The sequence below is a fragment of the Streptomyces sp. NPDC059002 genome, assembly GCF_042740435.1.
Lineage (GTDB): Bacteria > Actinomycetota > Actinomycetes > Streptomycetales > Streptomycetaceae > Streptomyces.
This window is the reverse complement of the sequence record NZ_JBHYJI010000030.1, coordinates 68,062-87,749: the sequence shown is the minus strand read 5'-3', so window position 1 is coordinate 87,749 and position 19,688 is coordinate 68,062. Positions and strand designations below refer to the sequence as shown.

General features: G+C 70.2%; 17 protein-coding genes. 10 read left to right on the top strand and 7 right to left on the bottom strand.

Translation table 11 applies throughout. The annotated features are described in order from the left end of the window. Nucleotides 1-30: 30 nt before the first annotated feature. Both ACFWZ2_RS25455 and ACFWZ2_RS25450 read right to left on the bottom strand, forming a co-directional pair. Entirely contained in the window at nucleotides 31-240 is a 210-nt protein-coding gene (locus ACFWZ2_RS25455; RefSeq protein WP_384549340.1) for a DUF3311 domain-containing protein, read from the bottom strand. Between the two features lie 31 nt (nucleotides 241-271). Further along, entirely contained in the window at nucleotides 272-1,114 is an 843-nt protein-coding gene (locus tag ACFWZ2_RS25450; RefSeq protein ID WP_384549405.1) for a class E sortase, read from the bottom strand. Nucleotides 1,115-1,272: 158 nt separating this feature from the next. Here ACFWZ2_RS25450 and ACFWZ2_RS25445 point away from each other — a divergent pair, with 158 nt between their 5' ends. The 9 genes from ACFWZ2_RS25445 (at nucleotide 1,273) to ACFWZ2_RS25405 (ending at nucleotide 13,248) form a co-directional block, all read left to right on the top strand. Further along, nucleotides 1,273-2,301 (top strand): SEC-C metal-binding domain-containing protein, encoded by a 1,029-nt coding sequence (locus ACFWZ2_RS25445; RefSeq protein ID WP_384549338.1) that lies wholly within the window; start codon nucleotides 1,273-1,275, stop codon nucleotides 2,299-2,301. A gap of 446 nt (nucleotides 2,302-2,747) precedes the next feature. Continuing rightward, the gene (locus ACFWZ2_RS25440) at nucleotides 2,748-5,327 is read left to right on the top strand and encodes a Z1 domain-containing protein (RefSeq protein WP_384549336.1); all 2,580 of its coding nucleotides are present in this window, start codon (nucleotides 2,748-2,750) and stop codon (nucleotides 5,325-5,327) included. After that, nucleotides 5,324-6,367 (top strand): PD-(D/E)XK motif protein, encoded by a 1,044-nt coding sequence (locus ACFWZ2_RS25435; protein WP_384549334.1) that lies wholly within the window; start codon nucleotides 5,324-5,326, stop codon nucleotides 6,365-6,367. Before ACFWZ2_RS25440 ends, ACFWZ2_RS25435 begins: the two co-directional genes overlap by 4 nt. Next, nucleotides 6,364-8,325 carry a hypothetical protein gene (locus ACFWZ2_RS25430; protein ID WP_384549332.1) on the top strand — a complete coding sequence of 654 codons (1,962 nt, stop codon included), beginning with the start codon at nucleotides 6,364-6,366 and terminating at the stop codon, nucleotides 8,323-8,325. The genes ACFWZ2_RS25435 and ACFWZ2_RS25430 overlap by 4 nt, the downstream gene beginning before the upstream one ends. Next, the gene (locus tag ACFWZ2_RS25425; protein WP_384549330.1) at nucleotides 8,322-9,218 is read left to right on the top strand and encodes a hypothetical protein; all 897 of its coding nucleotides are present in this window, start codon (nucleotides 8,322-8,324) and stop codon (nucleotides 9,216-9,218) included. The genes ACFWZ2_RS25430 and ACFWZ2_RS25425 overlap by 4 nt, the downstream gene beginning before the upstream one ends. Nucleotides 9,219-9,221: 3 nt before the next feature. After that, nucleotides 9,222-11,093: a DUF6339 family protein gene (locus ACFWZ2_RS25420; RefSeq protein WP_384549328.1), complete on the top strand. Its 1,872-nt coding sequence runs from the start codon at nucleotides 9,222-9,224 to the stop codon at nucleotides 11,091-11,093. Nucleotides 11,094-11,199: 106 nt separating this feature from the next. Further along, entirely contained in the window at nucleotides 11,200-12,267 is a 1,068-nt protein-coding gene (locus ACFWZ2_RS25415; protein WP_384549327.1) for a DNA cytosine methyltransferase, read from the top strand. Between the two features lie 52 nt (nucleotides 12,268-12,319). Continuing rightward, nucleotides 12,320-12,709 (top strand): very short patch repair endonuclease, encoded by a 390-nt coding sequence (locus tag ACFWZ2_RS25410; protein ID WP_384549403.1) that lies wholly within the window; start codon nucleotides 12,320-12,322, stop codon nucleotides 12,707-12,709. 236 nt (nucleotides 12,710-12,945) lie between these two features. Beyond that, a complete protein-coding gene (locus ACFWZ2_RS25405; RefSeq protein WP_384549325.1) occupies nucleotides 12,946-13,248 on the top strand; it encodes a hypothetical protein in 303 nt (100 codons plus the stop codon). A gap of 60 nt (nucleotides 13,249-13,308) precedes the next feature. Here the strand turns inward: ACFWZ2_RS25405 and ACFWZ2_RS25400 are convergent, their stop codons facing one another. The 3 genes from ACFWZ2_RS25400 to ACFWZ2_RS25390 form a co-directional block, all read right to left on the bottom strand. Further along, nucleotides 13,309-13,737, bottom strand: a complete 429-nt coding sequence (locus ACFWZ2_RS25400; RefSeq protein ID WP_384549323.1) for a hypothetical protein — start codon at nucleotides 13,735-13,737, stop codon at nucleotides 13,309-13,311. 168 nt (nucleotides 13,738-13,905) lie between these two features. Further along, nucleotides 13,906-14,916, bottom strand: coding sequence for a GlxA family transcriptional regulator (locus ACFWZ2_RS25395; RefSeq protein WP_384549322.1), 1,011 nt, complete (start codon nucleotides 14,914-14,916; stop codon nucleotides 13,906-13,908). A gap of 67 nt (nucleotides 14,917-14,983) precedes the next feature. Next, a complete protein-coding gene (locus ACFWZ2_RS25390; protein ID WP_384549401.1) occupies nucleotides 14,984-16,375 on the bottom strand; it encodes a DUF445 domain-containing protein in 1,392 nt (463 codons plus the stop codon). Between the two features lie 286 nt (nucleotides 16,376-16,661). On the opposite strand from ACFWZ2_RS25390, the gene ACFWZ2_RS25385 reads away from it, so the two are divergent. Further along, nucleotides 16,662-17,981, top strand: a complete 1,320-nt coding sequence (locus tag ACFWZ2_RS25385; RefSeq protein ID WP_384549320.1) for an SGNH/GDSL hydrolase family protein — start codon at nucleotides 16,662-16,664, stop codon at nucleotides 17,979-17,981. Between the two features lie 42 nt (nucleotides 17,982-18,023). On the opposite strand, the gene ACFWZ2_RS25380 is transcribed toward ACFWZ2_RS25385, so the two are convergent. Both ACFWZ2_RS25380 and ACFWZ2_RS25375 read right to left on the bottom strand, forming a co-directional pair. Beyond that, nucleotides 18,024-18,710: a DUF1707 domain-containing protein gene (locus ACFWZ2_RS25380; RefSeq protein ID WP_384549318.1), complete on the bottom strand. Its 687-nt coding sequence runs from the start codon at nucleotides 18,708-18,710 to the stop codon at nucleotides 18,024-18,026. 9 nt (nucleotides 18,711-18,719) lie between these two features. Then, nucleotides 18,720-19,685 (bottom strand): ATP-binding cassette domain-containing protein, encoded by a 966-nt coding sequence (locus ACFWZ2_RS25375; protein WP_384549316.1) that lies wholly within the window; start codon nucleotides 19,683-19,685, stop codon nucleotides 18,720-18,722. Nucleotides 19,686-19,688 lie beyond the last annotated feature (3 nt).

The window sequence follows — 19,688 nt, the reverse complement described above, 5'->3', positions numbered from 1 at the left end:
CGAAGATGGTGGTGGCGACGGCTCCGTTGCTCACGACCGGCCGCCCTTCGCCCGCAGGTCACCGCGGCGCGTGAGCCAGACGGAGAACGGCGTCAGCACGGTGGCGCCAAGGAGCCAGAAGAAGAGAAAAGGCAGCCCGAAGACGACGGGCCGTACGCGATTGACCAAGGGCAGCACCCCGATATACAGCACAAAGGGAAGCAGCAGCCACAGCAGGTGAAGACGACGTCGAGCGATCACGAAAGGCGACCCTATCGGGGACGGGCTGCGACTACCGGGCCCGCATGGACCGCAGCTTCCCCCACACCACGAGCCGGTACTTCGAGGTGTACTCGGGGGTGCAGGTGGTGAGCGTGATGTAGTACCCCGGCTCGTCGTACCCGTACCCCTTGCGCACATCACTGCGCGGCACACTCCGGATGACCCCGCCGTCCCGCGCCGAAGTCCGCGCGAGCGCCTTGTCCACGGCATACGTATAGACGCCGCTCTTCGTCTCGACCCTCAACTCGTCCCCGTCACGCAGCCGGTTGATGTACCGGAACGGCTCCCCATGCGTATTGCGATGCCCCGCAAGCGCGAAATTCCCGGCCTGGCCCGGCTGCGCGGTACGGGGGTAATGCCCGACGTACCCCTGATTGAGCACGGCACTCTTGCTGATGCCCTCGGCGACGGGGACGCGGATTCCGATGCGGGGAATACGGAGGACGGCGTAGGCCTGGTCCCAACGGGGCTGTGGGGCGGGGGAATGGGCGCGACTCCCAGGACGGGGGCCGGAACCGGGGCCACCCCCACCGAGGTCGGCCTTGCCGGAGCCGGAGCCGGAGCCCGCCTCCCCTCCACCAAGCCCACCACCCGCACCCGAGGCCCCAGACGACGCCCCGAGACCCCCCTCCCCCCGCTCTCCCTCCCACTCCCTCTCCAACGCCTCGACCTTGCGTTCAGCGGCGGCGCGGGCCTGCCGGTTGGTCCACCACAGCTGATGGACGACGAGCAGGAGCAGCACGATCCCGAGGGTGACGGCGACTTCGGCACCGTTCCAGAGGAACCGGACGGCGGGCCCGCGCCCCTGGCGGCGCCGCCGCCCATGCTGAACGACCGGCACCCGTTCCCGCACGACGCCTCCCTCGACCTCGACCTTGACCTTGACCTCGACAGAGGGCCGCACGATAGGCGCTGCCCCCGCAACAATCCATGGCCGGACCAGGACCGGAGGCCGAACGTGCCCTGCTGCGGCCCTGCTGCAAGGAGGCACTCGGCAGTACGGTGTCCCGTATGCGCCCCGACAAGCCTGCTGCTGCCGACCACGTCGACGTCGACCACATCGCCGAAGCCGCGCGCCTGGAACGCACGGCCGGCCTGTACCCGGAGGACGCCGAACAGCTCCTCCTCCAGGCCGCGGCCCACCTGGAACTGGCCGGCGCCCGCGACCGCGCGACGACGCTCTACGACAGCCTGCTGTCCGGGGACGCCGCGTCCCCGCTCCTCATCCGCGCCCTGAAGGCCTCGAACCTCTGGGAGTACGGCCACGAGGCGGAGGCAAGGGCGATCATCGAGGGAATCCGCACGGCGGCCCCCCGCGACCCGGCCCCCTGGCTGATCGTCGCGGAGTCCCTGGAATCCCACGACGAGCTGGAACAGGCGCACGACACCTTCACCGAGGCGGCGTCGCTGCTGCTCCCCGACGACACCACGGAACCCCCCTACGCGACGCACCCCCTCCTCTACGGCCGCCACCGCGTACGCCGCCTCATGGGCGCGGACCACGACGCCTGGGACACCCTCGCCGACCGCATCCACACGGCCCGCGCCACGGTCCCCCTCGACGAACTCCACGACCCGAAACGCATCTGGTCCCTCGGCTCGGAGAACCCCGCGGAACTCCGCGCGGAAATCTCCCGCATCCAGGCGGAGTTGGGCTCATACAGGGAGGCGTTGTCCCGCCCCTTCCCGGTGGCAATCCTCCACTGGCCCTCAACAGAACTGACAGAACTCCTGACGGCGTACCCGTCCCTGGCCTCCGAATACCCCTCCCACGAGGCGCACTTGTCGACCATAGAGTCCTCCTTGCGCGAACTCTCCGCCTCGGGCACCCCGAACCTGGGCGTCGTCACAGGCACGGTCCCTTCGTACGAGGCGTTCGCCGCCTCAGAGGGCACCTCTCCGGAAGACTCGTCCTTGCTCCCGCAGTACGCGACGACACTGGCGGCACGGGGGCGGGCTGTGGGGTGGCCGCCTGAGCGGGGGGAGGGGTGTTGGTGTGGGTCGGGGGCGGTTTATGGGGAGTGCCACGGAAGGCCATAACGACGCCGCGCACCGCCGGGACCACTGCCTTCGGCGCCCTTCAGGACCTTTGGCCGGGTCTGAGGTCCCTTTCATCCACACCAACAGTCCCTATGAAACTACTGTGCGATACCGTCATGGTGGAACATTGGAACTGCCGAGCCGTTGTTTCCCGCTTGCGCAGCTGCAGTCCCGCGCTCCCGAGGAACACGACAGCCCATGCTTTATGCGCCCTCCGCCGACCGGCGTCACGACGTACCCGCCACCGGCGAAATCCGGGCCCCCCACCCCACAGGCCCACTCGGTCTCGGCCCCACCGCTCCACCGGTAGGCCCGGTCGGCCTGCACGCCGAATGGCCACCAGGCACGGCTTCGGCACATTCTGGAATTTCACGGCTCCACCGACTGCGTCGAGCCAGGAAGTAATCGGGGTACCGGCGCCACGCGCAGCCCGGCAAGGAGACACAGTGAGCAGCGATCTCGACCAGATGTACGGCGTCTTCCGCAACCTCCTCGACACCAGTACGCCCGCGGACGCGGTGAAGCAGCTGGAGGTCCTGGGCGTCGACGACGAGCGGATCCAACGCATCCGTGAGTTCCACGAGCGGCAACTGCTGTCGATCAAGGAGATGGAAGAGCCGCGGGTCGCCGTCAACGGCAATCGCGAGACCTGGTACACGGGCCCACGCGAGAACGACCGGGCATGGCCCGCCATCCAACGTGAGCTGGAGAAGTCGGGCTGGCCCTCGGAAGCGATCAAGGATCTCGACGCGGCATCCACACGCGTCGTCTCTCTGCTCAACCACCCCAAGGAGCCCGCATTTTCCGCGCGCGGCCTGGTGGTCGGCTACGTACAGTCCGGCAAGACCACCAACTTCACCTCGGTGATGGCCAAGGCGGCCGACCGCGGCTACAAGCTCTTCATCGTGCTCGCCGGGATCCACAACGGACTGCGCCGTCAGACCCAGGCGCGCCTCGCCCAGCAATTGGTGGCGTCGAACCCGACGGGCTGGTCCCAACTCACCGGCCTCGACCAGGACTTCGTTCCGCCGGAGAACGCCGCTTCCTTCTTCGGCGGCAGCAACCGTACCCACGTTCTGTGCGTGGTGAAGAAGAACGCCAAGGTGCTCGAGAAGTTCGTCAAGTGGCTGCAGTCGGCCTCCAAGTACCTGCAACAGGCCCCCGCGTTGGTGATCGACGACGAGGCCGACCAAGCCAGCGTCGCCACACCCTCGATCAACCCATTGATCCTCGGGATCCTCGACACTCTGCCGAAGGCGGCGTACGTCGGATACACGGCGACCCCCTTCGCCAACATCCTCATCGACCCGGCGGCGAAGGACCTGTACCCGAGCGACTTCATCGTCAACCTGCCGCAGCCCAAGGGCCACTTCGGCACGGAGGTCCTCTTCGGCAGGTACGCCCTGGACGGCGAGGATCCGGAAGACGTCGACGACGGTCACGACATGATCCGCACAGTCCCCGCCGAGGACATCCCCCTGGTCACCCCTGCGACGCGAGCCGACGCCGACGGCTTTACGCCGGAGATCACCGAAACCCTCGACGAGGCCGTCCAGTACTTCTGGCTCACGACAGCCGCTCGGCGGGTGCGCGGCACGGGCAACAAGCACTCCACCATGCTGATCCACACCAGCATGCGCATCCAGGTCCACAACAGCTTCCGTGAACCCCTCAAGAAGCTCCGCGCGCACACGTTGGACCATCTGACCGACCCCGACACGCTTCGCCGACTGCGCGCCCTCTGGGACAAGGAGACCGCGCGGGTGCCCGCCGAGAGCTTCGGGGAGAAGAAGGTTCCCTTCGACGCGCTCCTGGAGGAACTCCCGGGCGTGGTCGGCGACTGCCGGATCATCATGGACAACTCCGAGAGCGAGGACACCCTCGACTACGACAACGGCGCGGTGGTCGCCATCGCGGTCGGCGGCAACAAGTTCTCCCGGGGACTCACCCTGGAGGGCCTCGCCGTCACCTACTTCGTGCGCGCGGCCTCGGCGTACGACACCCTGCTGCAGATGGGCCGATGGTTCGGTTTCCGGCACGGCTACGCCGACCTGCCCCGGGTCTGGATGACCGCCGACCTCCACACCGCCTTCCGTCATCTCGCCACGGTCGAGGCCGACATGCGTCGCGACATCGACGTCTACCTCCACGAGAACGAGACCCCGCAGACGTTCGCGGTTCGCGTGCGCACCCACCCGGTGCTGCGGGTGACCGCTGCCGCCAAGATGCAGTCCGCGATCAGGGCGAGCGCGGCATACGGCGGCCGTCGGATCCAGACCCGCTACTTCCACACCCGCGCCGACTGGCTGGCCGACAACCAGGAAGCCGCCCGCGACCTGGTGCGTCGCGCCGTCACGGAGGCGGTCACGCAGGACTCGCGCCCCGGAGACGGTCGACACATCCTGCACGGGGTCCCCCACACCGACGTGCTCGACTTCCTCGGCCGGTATCGCTTCCACGAGAACTCCCAGGAGTGCGACGCCAAGCTGATCTCCTCGTACATCCGGCGCCGTGTACGGACGGGCTCCCTCCAGCGCTGGAACGTCGCGATCATCGGCAACCGCGCGGGGGACACCACCAAGGACTTCACCTTCGCCCCGGACATCACCGTCGGCCGCATCACCCGTGCCCGTCTCCACAACCCCACGGGAGAACCGGACTTCGCGGACATCAAGACCCTGATGAGCCGGGCCGACGCCGCCGCCGACCTGGTGGACGTCCCGCACGGCCTCGAGGAGGACGAGATCATGCGGAAGCGCCGCGAACAACTCCCGGACACGGGTCTGCTCGTGCTGTACCCGATCGACAAGGAATCCTCCCCTTCCGAGCACCGCAAGAAGTCCCGTGCGCCGCTCGGCGCCGATGACCACGTGATCGGCGTCGGACTGGTCTTCCCGAAGCCCGGTCAGACGGACAGCCAGGTCACATGGGACGGCAGCTACATCTCGGCGGACCTCTCCGGCCTCCGGCTGGAGGACACCGACGACGAGGACCTTCGCACCCTCGAGGGAGAGGACGCCGCGTGAGTGACATATCCCGGGGGGAGCTGGCGGAGCATTGGCAGGATCTCCTGCTCGTCCCCGTGTCCTCGGACCGCCGGCTCCGCACCACGCCGCTGTCCGTCACCACGTCGCTCGGTCCGGTCCTCGCAGCCGTCGATCACGAGGGTCATCGGCACCTGCTGGTGCCCATAGCCAAGAACCAGCACGTCCGTGAAATCCCCGACGGTCAGGTCCTTCGCCTGCGCACGCGCCCCCTGGAAGACCCGGAGGTCTACCAGCACTACGCCGACCTCGGCTGCATGCGTCGCGATCTCGACGACGTGTTCACCCGGCTCGGGGAGGACGTTCTGGCGGAGATGGCCCTGCTGTGCGAGGGGGAGCAGACCCTCACTTCCGGCCAGGCGCTCAGGGCCCTACACCGGGTCCTGGACCGCTGGCGGGCCCTGTTCCGTACGTCCGGCACACTGCTGGGCCCCGAACAACTCGCGGGCCTGTACGGCGAATTGCACATACTGCTCCGGCTCCTCACCGAGAACCCCAGCGCCCACAGGCTGTGGAAGGGGCCGCGCGGCTGCCGGCACGACTTCACCTCCGGAACCAACGCCGTCGAGGTGAAGACAACCACCGGTGACGCACTGCGCATACGCGTCCACGGGCTGCGTCAACTGGAGCCACCGGAGGGCGGTTCCCTCCAACTCTCCTGCCTGCGTGTCGAGCGCACCCCCGAGAGCGGCGGAGGGACGAGCGTCGTGGACCTGGTGGAGCAGGCGCTGCGGCTGTGTGACGACGAGAGCACGCTGCTCGGCCTGCTCGCCGAAGTGGGCTACAACAGCGTCGACGCCGAGCGCTACCGCACCACTCGATTCCTCGTGCGCGATGAGCGCTGGTATGTCGTCGCCGCCGACTTCCCCCGCATCACGACGGCCGACCTCGCCGTCGCCGAGGTGGCCGAGACCGTGACCGACGTCGCGTACACAGTGGACCTCACGGCGTCACCGCCCAGCCCTCTGCCGATGACCGGTGTGGAGAGACACCTGGCTGCCATGCTCGGGGAGAGCGAGTGACAGACGTACGCACTGAACCGCAGTGGTACTCCCAGCCGTATCCGCCGGAAGGCGCGAGCGCGGCCGAGGGCATCCGCAACCAGCTCGGTCGCCCCGAGTTGGACCTGCTCACCATCCTGGTACGGGAAGCCGCACAGAACAGTTGGGATGCCAAGGACCCTCGACACGACGGACCGGTCCGCTTCGGCATCGACCTGGGGTACGTCGGACCGGCGTATGCGGACGCATGGCGCAGACTCCTGCTGAACGGCGCCCCCTCGAACGACCATCTCGCCCTGCGCACGGCGCTTCGCGCGGGCATTCGGATCATGACGATCTCGGACCGGGGGACGAACGGTCTCGGCGGCCCCGTCCGGGCCCACGAGATCTCCAAGGAGCGGCAGGACTTCATCGCCTTCGTGCGGAACGTCGGCGAACCCCGTGACACCAAGCTCGGCGGCGGCACCTACGGCTTCGGCAAGGCCATCTTCTACCTCCTCTCCAGCCTCGGCACGGTGCTCGTGCACACCAGGTGCCGCAACGACCGGGGCGAGCTGGAGACCCGCCTGATCGGCTGCGCCCTGTGGCACAGCTACCGAGCCAGGGACGCAGAGGGGGAAGAGCGGCGCTACACCGGCCGGCACTGGTGGGGTGACGCCTCCGGGGACGTGATCGATCCCCTCGTCGGTGCCGCCGCCGAGGAGATGGCCCGCCACCTGGGGCTCACGCCTTTCGGTGAGCAGGAGACCGGTACCAGCGTCGTCGTCCTGGACCCCCAACTCGACGGTCTGGAGGCGAAGGAGGCCGCTGCCTACCTCGCCGAGACCGTGGCCTGGCACCTGTGGCCCAAGATGCTGGAGCGCGCCGACGGCACCCTGCCCATGCGGTTCTCCGTCACCTGCGAAGGACGCGACTTCCCGGTCCCCGACCCGCGCACCACCTCTCCGCTCAACCTCTTCGTTGACGCCTACAGGCAGCTCACCACCGACGAGGGGCGAACCCTGTCGTGCCAGAAGCCCGTCAGGGAGTTGGGACGTCTTGGGCTCGTCCAGCGCCCGGTCGTCCCTCTCGACCCTTCCCCCGCCGCACACCGAGCCATGGAGATGGTGCAGATCGAGCGGTCCGTGCATCACGTTGCGCTGATGCGCCCCGCGGAGCTGGTGGTCACCTACTGGTCGGGGCGCGAGACCGGGGCCGAACTCCTCTCGTACGCAGGTGTCTTCCGCGCCACCGAGGAGATGGACGCCACCTACGCCGAGGCCGAACCCCCGACACACGACGCGTGGAACCACCAGCGCCTGGAGGGTCAGGACCGCACCTTCGTCCGCACCACCTTCACCCGTCTCAAGGAAGCCGTCGACGAACTCCTCCAGCTTGGCGGAGCCACCCGCGAGGGCTCGGCGAACGTCGCGCTGGGAGCCGCCAGCACCCGCTTCTCCCCGCTTGTCGGTGGCGCCTGGGGAACCGGCGGCGCCACGGACTACGGCGCCCGGGCCTCCGCCACGGGCCGCGCCACGGCGGCACCGGACGACGACGAGGAACTCCCCGACCCGCAGGACCGAGCCGGCGCACGACGAAACGGCCGAGGCACGGACACGGTCGACGCCCCACCCACGGGGGGCGGCACCGCCCGCACCCCCCGCCCACGCGTGAAGTACGCGGGCGCGACCACGTACGAGGAGCGCCACGGACACTCCGTCCTCGTGCAGGCGTTCACCCTCCCCGCACCGCTCGTACAGCGGGTCCGGGTCGAGCTGGCCGTGGCCCTGCCCGGCACGGGCAACCGCGAGACCGACCCACCTGCGGGTGCGGCCATGCCCGGCCTCGTCGGTTGGGAGGACGCGGACGGCACGCTGCACGCCTCGCCCACCTTCGTCATCGAGGGCGGTGACGACACCGTCTGGCGTGCCGTCGTCCGCCCGGCCCCGGACACCATCACGGAGATCACCGTGAAGACCCAGGCGGTGAACGCGTCGTGAGCAGGCTCGCCCTCCCCTATCGCTCGCCCTCCGCCTCCTGCGTCCGGGCCGAGCCGTGGCAGCTCGTCATCGACGGCGCCGCCACAGAACTCCCCGAGTCACTCGACTTCTGGGACTACCGCATGGACGTCGAGCTGAGCCGCACCGTGTACGTCGATCTACCGGCGGCCCGCGCGGGCGCGGGCCTCACCGACGGCGCGGTGCTCACTCTCGCGGCCATCTGGACCGCCTCCGGCTCCAACCTCCGCGGCCCCGTGCAACGGGTTCCGCTCACCGGCGACGGCGTGCGCACCGTGGACCTGCACGCCACGCTGTCCGGCGCCCAACTGGGCGGTGTGCTCTCCCTGGAGACCGTGCTCGCCCTTTCCCGCACGACCGGGCCGTCCGCCCCCTTCGCACCGCGCCGTTCCGGATCGCTGCTCTGGGCCGACAACGCGGCGCTGCGACTCCAGGGCGACGCGCCGCTCTTCCCCATGACGGTGATCGACTTCGCCCACACCTCGTTCAGGAACGGCGCGGCCTGGCACCTGCAACTCGGCTCGGACCTGAACGCCGCGGCGATGGGCTCCATGCTGCTCCTCGTCAACGAGAAAGCCGAGGAGGTGTCCACCGCGTTCGCCCGCGCCGCCAGGCCCGGCCCGGTAGATCGCGTCGTCCTGTCGATGGTGTACTCCGACTGCGCCCGGATCATGGTGGAACACGCCCTGCTCAAGGAGGAGTTCGTCGACGACGCGGACTTCCCCGAGGACTCCCTGGGCGCCACCCTCGTCAACCTCTTCCACCGGCTCTTCCCCGGCCGGACCATCCAGGACCTGCGACAGCTCCGGCAGAATTCGCCGAGCCATTTCGGCTCCGAACTCCAGGCCGCGACCCACATCCTCCAGGAGGCGTGAGCCGTGGCTCTCCTCTACCCCCGTCTCCTCTCCGGACAGGCCAAACCGCTCCACCAGCTGTACAAGGAGATGTCACCCCGAGACCTGGCCGAACATGTCGCGTACCGCCATGAGTCCGCGGTCTACGTCGCGACCGGCGGTGACCGGATCTCCGAGCAACAACTGCGTGACCTGCGGGCCCGTGTCCTGGCCACCGCCGAACGCGCGGGCTTCCCCGAGGAGTCCTCCCGCACGGCCCGGGCCCGCTTCGACCTCGACCTGGCCGCGCTGCTGCACACCGAGATGGGCCTCATGCCAGCTGAGGCCGCGTCCGGCGACGTCTGGGCCTTTCTCGCCCTGGTGCTGCTCCCCGATGTCGCGTACTGGCGCTACCCCCGCCCGCCCGGCGACCGTGTGGTGGCCAGCGACCTCACCCGGCATGTCTTCGGTCGCCTGTGGTGGCGCGCGCACCTCGTCCGCGACCCGATGGCCCCCGATCCGTACGAGGCTCTCGACATCCTCGGCGAGGCCGCGTTCGACCAGATCTACGCCCGCCGAAAGTCGCTCGGCGGAAGCCCTCACCTCGTACGCAACCTCCTCCACGCCTGGGCGGCCGTCGACCTGCGCGGCCTCGCCGAGCGAGAGGTGCTGCGGGACTTCCTCAAGCGACTCCTCAGGCTCGCTCCCTTCGTCATCTTCGAGGCTCTGGACGACGCCGAGCTGCGGGCCGAACTGCGCGTGGTGGCAGAGGAGTCCGTGGCTGCCCTGCGGCCCGACGAAGCACAGGCCGTCCCTCAGGAACCCGCGCCCACGCAGGCGATCTCACCGGAGCCGGCACGCGGCCCCGAACCCGAACCCCCCGGGCCCGCCCCCTCGCCGACGGCGAAACTCTCACCCACGTCCACCGGCCGTCGTCTCACCTCCCTGGAGCTGTGCGCGGGCGCCGGCGGCCTCGCGCTCGGCCTGGAATCCGCAGGCTTCGACCCCGTTCTGCTGATCGACAACCGCCCCATCACCCTGGACACCCTGCGCCTCAACCGCCCCGACTGGCGCCTGAGCGGAGAGGATCTGACCACCCTGACTCCAGGGGCGCTGGCACAGGAACCCACCCTGCAGGGGCTCGACCTGATCTCCGGTGGTCTTCCTCGTGTGAAGGCAACGGCCGCGGTCGCCCGTGAACGCGGCAACGACCACGAACTGGCGGTCTTCCACGCCACCTTGGACCTCACCCGGGCCCTGCGCCCCCGCGCCCTCCTGATCGAGAACGTTCCGGACCTGGTCACGAGCGAGACCTACGCCCCGCTCCGGGACCTCGTGCAGCAGGAGCTGTCCGCGAGCGGCTACTCTCCGCTCTGGTTCGTCCTCAACGCCGCCCACTACGACGTGCCGCAGGACCGGAAGCAGGGCATCCTGCTCGCCTTCGCGAGCAGCCGGGCGGCCGAGGCGTTCCGGATCCCGCCGCCTTCTCCCGACCCCCCGGCCACCGTCGGTCAGGCTCTCGGCCCTTCCATGGCGGCCCGCGGCTGGTCCGGTGCCGCCGAGTGGGTGGCACAGGCCACCGAGGTCGCCCCCACCCTGGTCGGCGGTTCCTGGGATCGTGGCGGCGCCGACCTGGGTCCGACCGGCTCCAAGCGGGCTTGGGCCCGGATCGGGGTGGACGGCGGCACGGTCTGGGACGAGGTTCCGGGACCCGACTTCCTGTGGAATCCGGCCCTCGGCCGCGACGGCATGATGGCGCTCACCGTCGAGCAGACCGCCCTGCTCCAGGGCTTTCCCAAGGACTGGGCCTTCGCGGGACGCAAGACCGCCCGCTACCGCCAGGTCGGCCAGGCGTCCCCACCTCCGGTCGGCGAGGCACTGGGCCGTGCGATCCAAGCCGCCCTGTCCGCCGCGTGACGCCACAGCCCTTCCGTCGGGTCCCTCGCCCCCTCCATCACCTATAAACTCGCTCACCATGACCGTCGCTCTGCCTCACCAGCTCCCACCTGTGGATTTCCACATCGTGGACCTTTTCGCCGGCCCCGGCGGACTGGACATGGCCGCGACGGCCCTGGGCCTGCCCTCCCTGGGGATCGAATGGGACGCGAACGCCGTCACGACACGGAGGGCGGCCGGACTGCGGACGGTCCACGGCGACGTGCGCCACTACGGCCCGGCGGACTTCCCCGAAGCAACCGTTCTGGCAGGCGGGCCACCATGTCAGAGCTTCACCGTCGCGGGCACCGGAGCAGGACGCCGTGCACTGGACGACGTATTGAAGTTCGTGCAGCGCCTAGTCGACCGCGACACACGCGACAACATCGACGCCGACCTGGCCGAGATGGACGACGAACGCACCGGGCTCGTCCTTGAGCCCTTGCGTTGGGCGCTGAGCGCCATCGACAACGACGAGCTCCGCCCGTACAGCGCCATCGTCCTCGAGCAGGTGCCCGCGGCCCTCCCCGTCTGGGAGGCATATGGAGAAGCACTCGCCGACGAGGGCTACTCGGTGGCCCACGGCATCCTGCACACCGAGGAGTTCGGCGTCCCGCAGACCCGCCGCCGCGCGATCCTCGTCGCCCGCCGTGACGGGCAAGCCGCTGCCCTCCCCACCCCCACGCACCATCGCTACCGCAAGGGCGTCCCCCGCCCGTCGGCCGACCTCGTACGCCAGAGCTGGGTCGCCATGAAGGACGTGCTGACGGAGCGCACCGACCCCTTCCAGGTCGTCTCCAACTACGGCACGGGCGGCGATCCCAAGCTCCGGGGCAGACGCCACTCCTGTGAACCCTCGGCCACGGTGACCGGCAAGGTCTCCCGCAACCGCATCGTCACCGACGACGCCGCGGAACTCGACCTCCCTCGGCTGAGTCACAGCGAGGCGGGTCTGCTCCAGACCTTCCCCAAGCGGTTTCCCTGGTCGGGTGGCGACATCGCCCAGCAGATCGGCAACGCCGTACCGCCCCGCCTCGGCATCCACGTCCTCAGCGCCGCGCTCGGCCTGACGCCCCCCGGCGAGGACGAGTGGCGCGCCCTCGCCGACTGGTCCCCGCAAGTCCGCGATGAGGCCGCGGCAGACGCCTCACACTGAGATCGTGCCCGCTTCACGCCCCATCCCCTCGTCCCCCGCCGTCTCCGCCCGGATGAGCAGGCAACCTTCTCGGGACACCAAACCGGAACTGGCCGTCCGTCGTCTGCTCCACGCCGCCGGTCTCCGCTTCCGGCTTCAGCGACGTGTCCCCGAAATGGCCCGCAACACGATCGACATCGCCTTCCCAGGGCCTCGTGTCGCCGTCTTCATCGACGGCTGCTTCTGGCACGGCTGTCCGGAGCATGCCACCTCCCCGAAGGCGAACTCCGCGTTCTGGCGCGAGAAGATCGACAGGAACGCCCTCCGTGACACGAGGACCACGGCCCATCTCGAATCCCTGGGCTGGACCGTCCTCCGCTTCTGGGAACACGAGAAGCCGGAACAGGTGGCCATCCAGGTCGCCTCGGTGCTCCGATCGGCGAAGTCCACCAAGAACCGGTGACGCGGCCTTTCGACGCCCAACGCTGCGCCGGGCCCAGCCGCCTCCGTCGCCCCAGAGACAACCGAGGGCAAGACACCCTTCGGTGCGCCCGTGACGGCGGACGGGGAGTCGTCGCTCCGGGCACGAGTTCCGTCGTCGAGACCAGTCACCTGATCCCGCCGACCACCGCCCCATCCCCCCGCGTTAGCCTCGGGCCGAGGAACATCAAGGACGTATCACCGAGAGGCGGACCGATCATGGCGAGGATTCCGGCGGCGGCAGTGGCCGCGAGTGGGCTCATCGGCGGCTACGCCACCGCCCGCTTCACCAAGAAGCGTCCCCTCGGTGGGGCGGTGCTCGCCGCGGCCGGGGCCGTTGCCGCTCGGCAGTGGCAGCAGAAGGCCGGAGGGAAGACCGCCGTCGCCCTCAGCGCGGCGTACGTCGCCGGGTTCGCCGGGTCGCATCCGCTCGCGAAGAAGGTCGGCGCCTGGCCCGCCGTGGTCGGCGTCGCGGGCGGGGTCGGGCTCGCCTCGTACCTGCTGGCCGACCGGCGGAGCTGAGCACTGGGCTCCCCGGCCCAGCCAAGCGGACCACTCTCAGGCCCCGGGGCCCGCGGCCGTTCAGTCGCCCTGGCCCCGCGGCCCGAACTGCCGCGCCACCGCCCCCACCACCAGCGCCCCGCCCCCCATCAGCAACGTGAAGAACGCCCACGCCACCGGCCACGCGTTCGCGTCCTGGGTGGGGTGGGTGTCGAAGGAGATGTAGAGGAGCGTCGCGGGTGGGGCGGCCACTAGGAGGAGGGTCCAGGCCAGACGGTCCCGGATGCCGAAGTAGGCCGCGAGGGCGAGCAGGGAGAGGGTCAGGAAGGTGAGGCCCGGTGCCGTCACCGGGGACGTCTCGTTGATCGCTCCCGGTGATTCGGCGCGGTTGCGCAGGTCCCAGGGGAGGCACACCACGTACGCGGCCGCCGAGAGGGCGGCGCCGAGCAGTCGGGTCGCGTACCTCGGCAGCGGCGTGCTCTTCGGAAGAGGAGTCAGCAGCGTGTTCATGCGTACGACGATGCCGCTCGCCCCGCCGGGCGGGACAGAGTACGCGTACTCAGGTATGAACCATTCCGCCCAGGGCGGCCCGGCTACGCCCGCACCCCCCGAACCATTCCGCCCAGGGCGGTCCCGCTACGCCCGCACCCCCGAACCATTCCCCCCGGGCAGGCCCGACTACACCCGCACCCCCCTGAACGTCGCCCGATACGCCCCCGGCGACACCCCGAGCCCCAGCGCGAAGTGCTGTCGCAGCGACGCGCCCGTGCCGAAGCCCGCCTCCGTCGCGATGCGGTCGACCGTGTGGTCCGTCGACTCCAGCAGTTCCCTGGCCCTGTCCACCCTGCGCTGGGTGAGCCACTGCATGGGGGTCAGGCCGGTCTCCTCGCGGAAGCGGCGGCTGAAGGTGCGGACGCTCATCGACTCGACGGCCGCCAGGTGGGCCAGTGTCAGCGGTTCGGCGAGGCGGGTCAGGGCCCAGGTGCGGGCCGCGCCCGTCGAGGTCAATGAGGGTTCGGGGACGGGGCGTTGGATGTACTGGGCCTGGCCGCCATCGCGGTGGGGCGGTACGACGGTGCGGCGGGCCACGTCCGCCGCGACCGCGGCGCCGTGGTCGGTGCGGATCAGGTGCAGGCACAGGTCGATGCCCGCGGCCTCGCCCGCCGAGGTGAGGACCTCGCCCTCGTCCACGTAGAGGACGTCCGCGTCGACGGTCACCTCGGGGAACGTCCGCGCGAAGCGGTCCGCCGACATCCAGTGCGTCGTCGCCCTGCGGCCGTCGAGGAGTCCGGCCGCGGCGAGGACGAACGAGCCGGTACAGATGGAGGCCACCCGACGCCCGGCACGAACGGCCAGCGCCGACGCCAACTCCCGGTCCAGGCCGCCCGGTTCGAGCCCCTCGTCGCTCTCGTGCGAGGCCGGGACGATCACCGTGTCCGCCGCGGCGACCGTGTCCAGGCCGTGTTCGGCGTAGATCGGGAAGTCCGCGTCGGTGCGGATCCTGCCGGGGCGGGGCGCGCAGGTGCGGACGTCGTAGAGCAGGTCGCCGGAGGCGGCGCGGGCCGCGCCGAGCAACTGGTGGACCAGGCCCAGCTCCATCGGCAGCACACCGTCCCTGACCAGGACCGCGACCGTGTGGCGTGCGGCCGCCGGGGCGCCGTCTCCGTGCGTCACGCGTGCTGCCGTCATGGCCGGATTCTTTCATGTGGCGATAGTCCGGCCACCCCGACCATGCCCCGAGGGGAACCCGCCAGGACTACGCCCCCAACGCCCGCGACACCGTATAGATCGCAAGCCCCGCCAGGGAGCCGACCACCGTGCCGTTGATCCGGATGAACTGCAGGTCACGGCCGATGTGCGCCTCGATCTTCTTCGAGGTGTGCTCCGCGTCCCAGCCCGCGACGGTGTCCGTGATGAGCGAGGTGATCTCGTCGCGGTAGGTCGTGACCACGTACACCGCCGCGCCCTCGACCCAGCCGTCGACCTTCCGCTGGAGGTTGCCGTCCGTCGCCATCCGGGCGCCGAGCGAGAGCAGCGAAGCCCGTACGCGAAGCCGCAGTTCGCTGCGCTCGTCCTCGGCGGCGGCCACGATCATCTGGCGGACCGCCGACCAGGTGGAGGCGATCAGGTCCTGCACCTCGCCGCGGCCGAGGACCTCCCGCTTCAGGCGCTCCACGCGCTCACGGGTGTCCGAGTCGGACTGGAGGTCGCCCGCGAAGTCGGAGAGGAAGCGGTCGAGGGCGCCGCGCGCGGGGTGCTCGGGCATGTCCCGCATCTCGGTGACGAAGCGCAGGAGTTCCTTGTAGACGCGCTCGCCGACCTTCTTGTCGACGAACCGCGGCGTCCAGCCGGGGGCGCCGCCCTGCACCGCGTCCATCACCGAGTCGGCGTGCTCGACCAGCCAGTCGTGGGCGCGTACGCAGACCAGGTCGACGACTCGTCTGTGGCCGCCGTCCGCGACGACCTTCTCCAGCATCTTGCCGATGCCGGGCGCGATCTCCTGGGCGTCGGCGCGGCGCGTGATGGCCTCGCCGACGACCGCCTGCACGTCGGAGTCCCGCAGGACGGTGAGGGCGCCGCGCAGTGCCGTGGCCAGCTCGGCCGTCACCCGGTCGGCGTGCGCGGGCTCGGCGAGCCAGGCACCGAGGCGGCCGCCGATGCCGACGGCGTGCAGCCTGCCTCGTACGACATCGGCGGAGAGGAAGTTCTCCCCCACGAACTCGCCGAGCGACGCGCCCAGTTGGTCCTTCTTGTTCGGGATGATCGCCGTGTGCGGGATGGGGATGCCCAGCGGGTGGCGGAAGAGCGCCGTGACCGCGAACCAGTCGGCGAGCGCGCCGACCATGCCGGCCTCGGCGGCCGCCGCGACGTACCCCGCCCAGGCGCCGGCCCCGGAGTGCTGCGCCCACTTCGCGAGTACGTAGACCAGCGCGACGAAAACGAGCAGCCCCGTCGCGGTGATCTTCATGCGGCGGACGCCGCGCCGCTTCTCCTCGTCGGCGGCGCTGTACGTGAAGCCGCCGGGCGCGGGCGCGGCGGCACCGCCACCACCGTCCTTCGCACCGCCGGAAGAGCCACCCGCTGCGCCGTTCGTGGAGCCGCCTGCGCCGAACGGGGCACCGCTCGGCGCACCGCTTGAAGGACGGATTTCACGGGCATGCTGCCCGTCATCCGCTTCGGCCGGTTCGGCCGCTTCCTCCGCATTCGTGCGTTCCACTCACTCCACCTGGCCCGTTCGCATCGTCTTCATCCGCATTGTCCCCGCGTCCTGTGTTCCGTGCCCCTTCCTGACCGACTCCTGGAACGGACGACAAGTTCCCGGCGTCTCAGTGGGCGGAGGGGGGCAGTGTCGGCCGCCTCACGGCCCATGACGCATCATGGGGTGATCACATCGGAGCCTCGGGGCTCCCCCTGCCCGAGGAGAAAGAGCCCGCATGACCAAGCGTCACGGTTATGCCCTTCTCGCCGCGGTCCTCGCGGTCATAGTGGTGATTTCCGCCGCTATATACCTCGGCGTCTCCGGCGCCGACGACGGCTCGCAGAACTCCGCCACAGGTCCGCGCGCCCCCCGCAACTCCGCCGCCCCCGCCTCCTCCGGCACCTGGGTCGGCTCCTGGTCCGCGTCCCCCGCGGGGTCCGAACCGGGCACGGAGCAGAAGGGGTTCGCGGGACGCTCCATCCGCAACGTCGTGCACACCAGCGTCGGCGGCAGCAGCGCCCGCATCACCCTGTCGAACCTGTACGGCACCACGCCGCTCAGCATCACGCACGCCTCCATGGCGATCGCCTCCGCCGCGAACAACCCGGCGGCCGCGCCCGGCACCCTGCGCCGCCTCACCTTCAACGGCAACACCTCGGTGGTGATCCCGCCCGGCCGGCAGGTCCTGAGCGACGCGGCCAGGCTGCGCGTCCCGCACGACGCCGACCTGCTGATCACGACGTACTCGCCGACCCCGTCGGGCCCGGTCACCTACCACCCGCACGCACGGCAGATCAGCTACGTCGCCGAGGGCGACCGCACCGAGGACCAGGGCGGCGAGGCGTACACCGAGCAGAGCCCGTACTGGCGCTACCTGGCCGCGGTGGACGTGCTGAGCAACGAGTCGGACGGCACCGTCGTCGTCTTCGGCGACTCCATCACCGACGGCATCTCGTCCACGATGGGCGCCAACCGCCGCTGGACCGACGTCCTCGCCGACCGGCTCCGCGACGAGGCGGGCGCGCCCCGCTACGGCGTCGTGAACCAGGGCATCAGCGGCAACCGCATCCTCTCCGACGGCCGCGGAAGCCCCGCCGCCAACCCGAGCGGCCTCTCCCGCTTCGACCGCGACGTCCTCGACCGCAGCGGCGTCAAGGCCGTCGTCATCGCCCTCGGCGTCAACGACATCCTGCGCAACCCGCACCAGAACGACCCCGACCGCATCGTCGAGGGCCTGCGCGAGCTGACCCGCCAGGCGCACACGCGCGGTCTGCGGGTCGTCGGTGCGACGCTCATGCCGTTCGGCGGGCACCGGGGGTACGAGCCCCGCCTCGAGGCCGTGCGGCAGTCCGTGAACGAGCGGATCCGCGCCGGGGAGGTCTTCGACGAGTACGTCGACTTCGACGAGGCGCTGCGCGATGCTTATGACCCGCGGAAGCTGCGGGGGCAGTACGACTCGGGGGACCATCTGCACCCGAGCGATGCGGGGTATCGCCGGATGGCGGAGACGTTCGACCTCGCCCATCTGAAGGGGTCGGCTGCGGCTGAGCTCTGAGTTCCGCTGCGGGTACTGGTCCCTCAGCTACTGGTCCCGCAGCTACTGGTCCCTCAACTGGCGTCGCTCCTCCTGCCGGAGGCGGCGCCGTTCCTCCTTCAGCCGCAGCTTCTCCATCCGGCGGATCTTGCGGTCCACGCCGACGCCGCCCATCAGGGCGAAGCCCTTGACGACGACGCGGGGGGAGCCGGGGGTGCCCTCGCCGGTGGCCCGGTCGTCGAAGCCGCCCATGAAGCCGAAGCCCTTGACGACCACGGTCATTTCGGGCGGCACCGTGACCTGCATGCCGCCCATGATCGTGAAGCAGCGGATCTCGACGTCCTGTTCGGTGAACCGCGCCTCGCGCAGGTCGATGTCGCCGCCGCCCCACATCGCGAACCCGTTGAACTGCCGGCCGACCACCCAGCCGCCCTTGCGGCTGAATCCGCTCCAGAGGGCGAAGCCCATGGTCGACGTCGGTTCGCCGGTCACCATCCGCTCGGACCAGTCGATGGCCGCGGGGTCGTCGCGCACCGGGCCCTTCACCATGGACACCTTCGTGCCGTGGCTCGGCAGGTCCCTGGTGAGGGGCTCCAACTCGCCGTACGTACGCGCCTTGTAGGTGGCGTCGAGGCGCTCCTCGAACTCCGTCATGTCGAGGCGGCCCTCCGCCATCGCGTCGCGGAGTTGCTCGGCGACCCGCTCACGGTCGGCATCGGAGGCCCGCAGATCGGGGAGTTCGTCACTCATACGTGCACTTTACGAGGTCGCCCTCTCCGCGTACATCTTGGCGATGACCGCCTCGATGTCCGGTTCCCTGACGGAGAGGTCGACCATCGGGTACTCCGCGGCGATCCGCGCGACGAGCGGGGCCGCGGACTGAGCGGCGGGGAAGGCGAGCCACTGCCGCGGGCCCTCCACCTTCACCACCCGCGCCGACTCGACCTCGATGGGCGGCAGTTCGTGCTCCAGGTCCACCACGAGGGTGCGCTCGCTCTCGCCCGCCTCGTGCAGCCCGGAGAGCGCGCCGTCGTACATGAGGCGGCCGTGGTCGATGACCATCACGCGCTTGCAGAGCTGCTCGATGTCGGTGAGGTCGTGCGTGGTGAGCAGCACCGTCGTGCCCGACTCCGCGTTGAGGTCCCGCAGGAATCCCCTGACCTTCGCCTTGCTGATCACGTCGAGGCCGATCGTCGGCTCGTCCAGGTAGAGCACCTCGGGGTCGTGCAGGAGCGCCGCCGCGATATCGCCGCGCATCCGCTGCCCGAGCGAGAGCTGACGCACGGGGACGTCCAACAGGGCGCCCAGTTCGAGGAGTTCGACGCACCGGTCGAGGTTCTCGGCGAAGCGCTTGTCGGGGATCCGGTACATGCGGTGCATCAGACGGTACGAGTCGATGAGCGGCAGGTCCCACCAGAGCGTGGTGCGCTGGCCGAAGACGACGCCGATGCGGCGGGCGAGGCGGGTGCGCTCGCGGGACGGGTCGATGCCCGCGACGCGCAGCCGCCCGCCGCTGGGGGTGAGGATCCCCGTCAGCATCTTGATCGTCGTCGACTTGCCCGCGCCGTTGGGCCCGATGTAGCCGACCATCTCGCCGCGCGGCACCGTGAAGGAGATCCCGTCGACGGCGCGCACCGCGTGCTTCTCGCGGCGCATGAAGCCCGTCTTCTTGCGTACGTCGAAGACCTTCTCGACGCCGTCAAGATCGATGAAGGCACTCTCCACGGC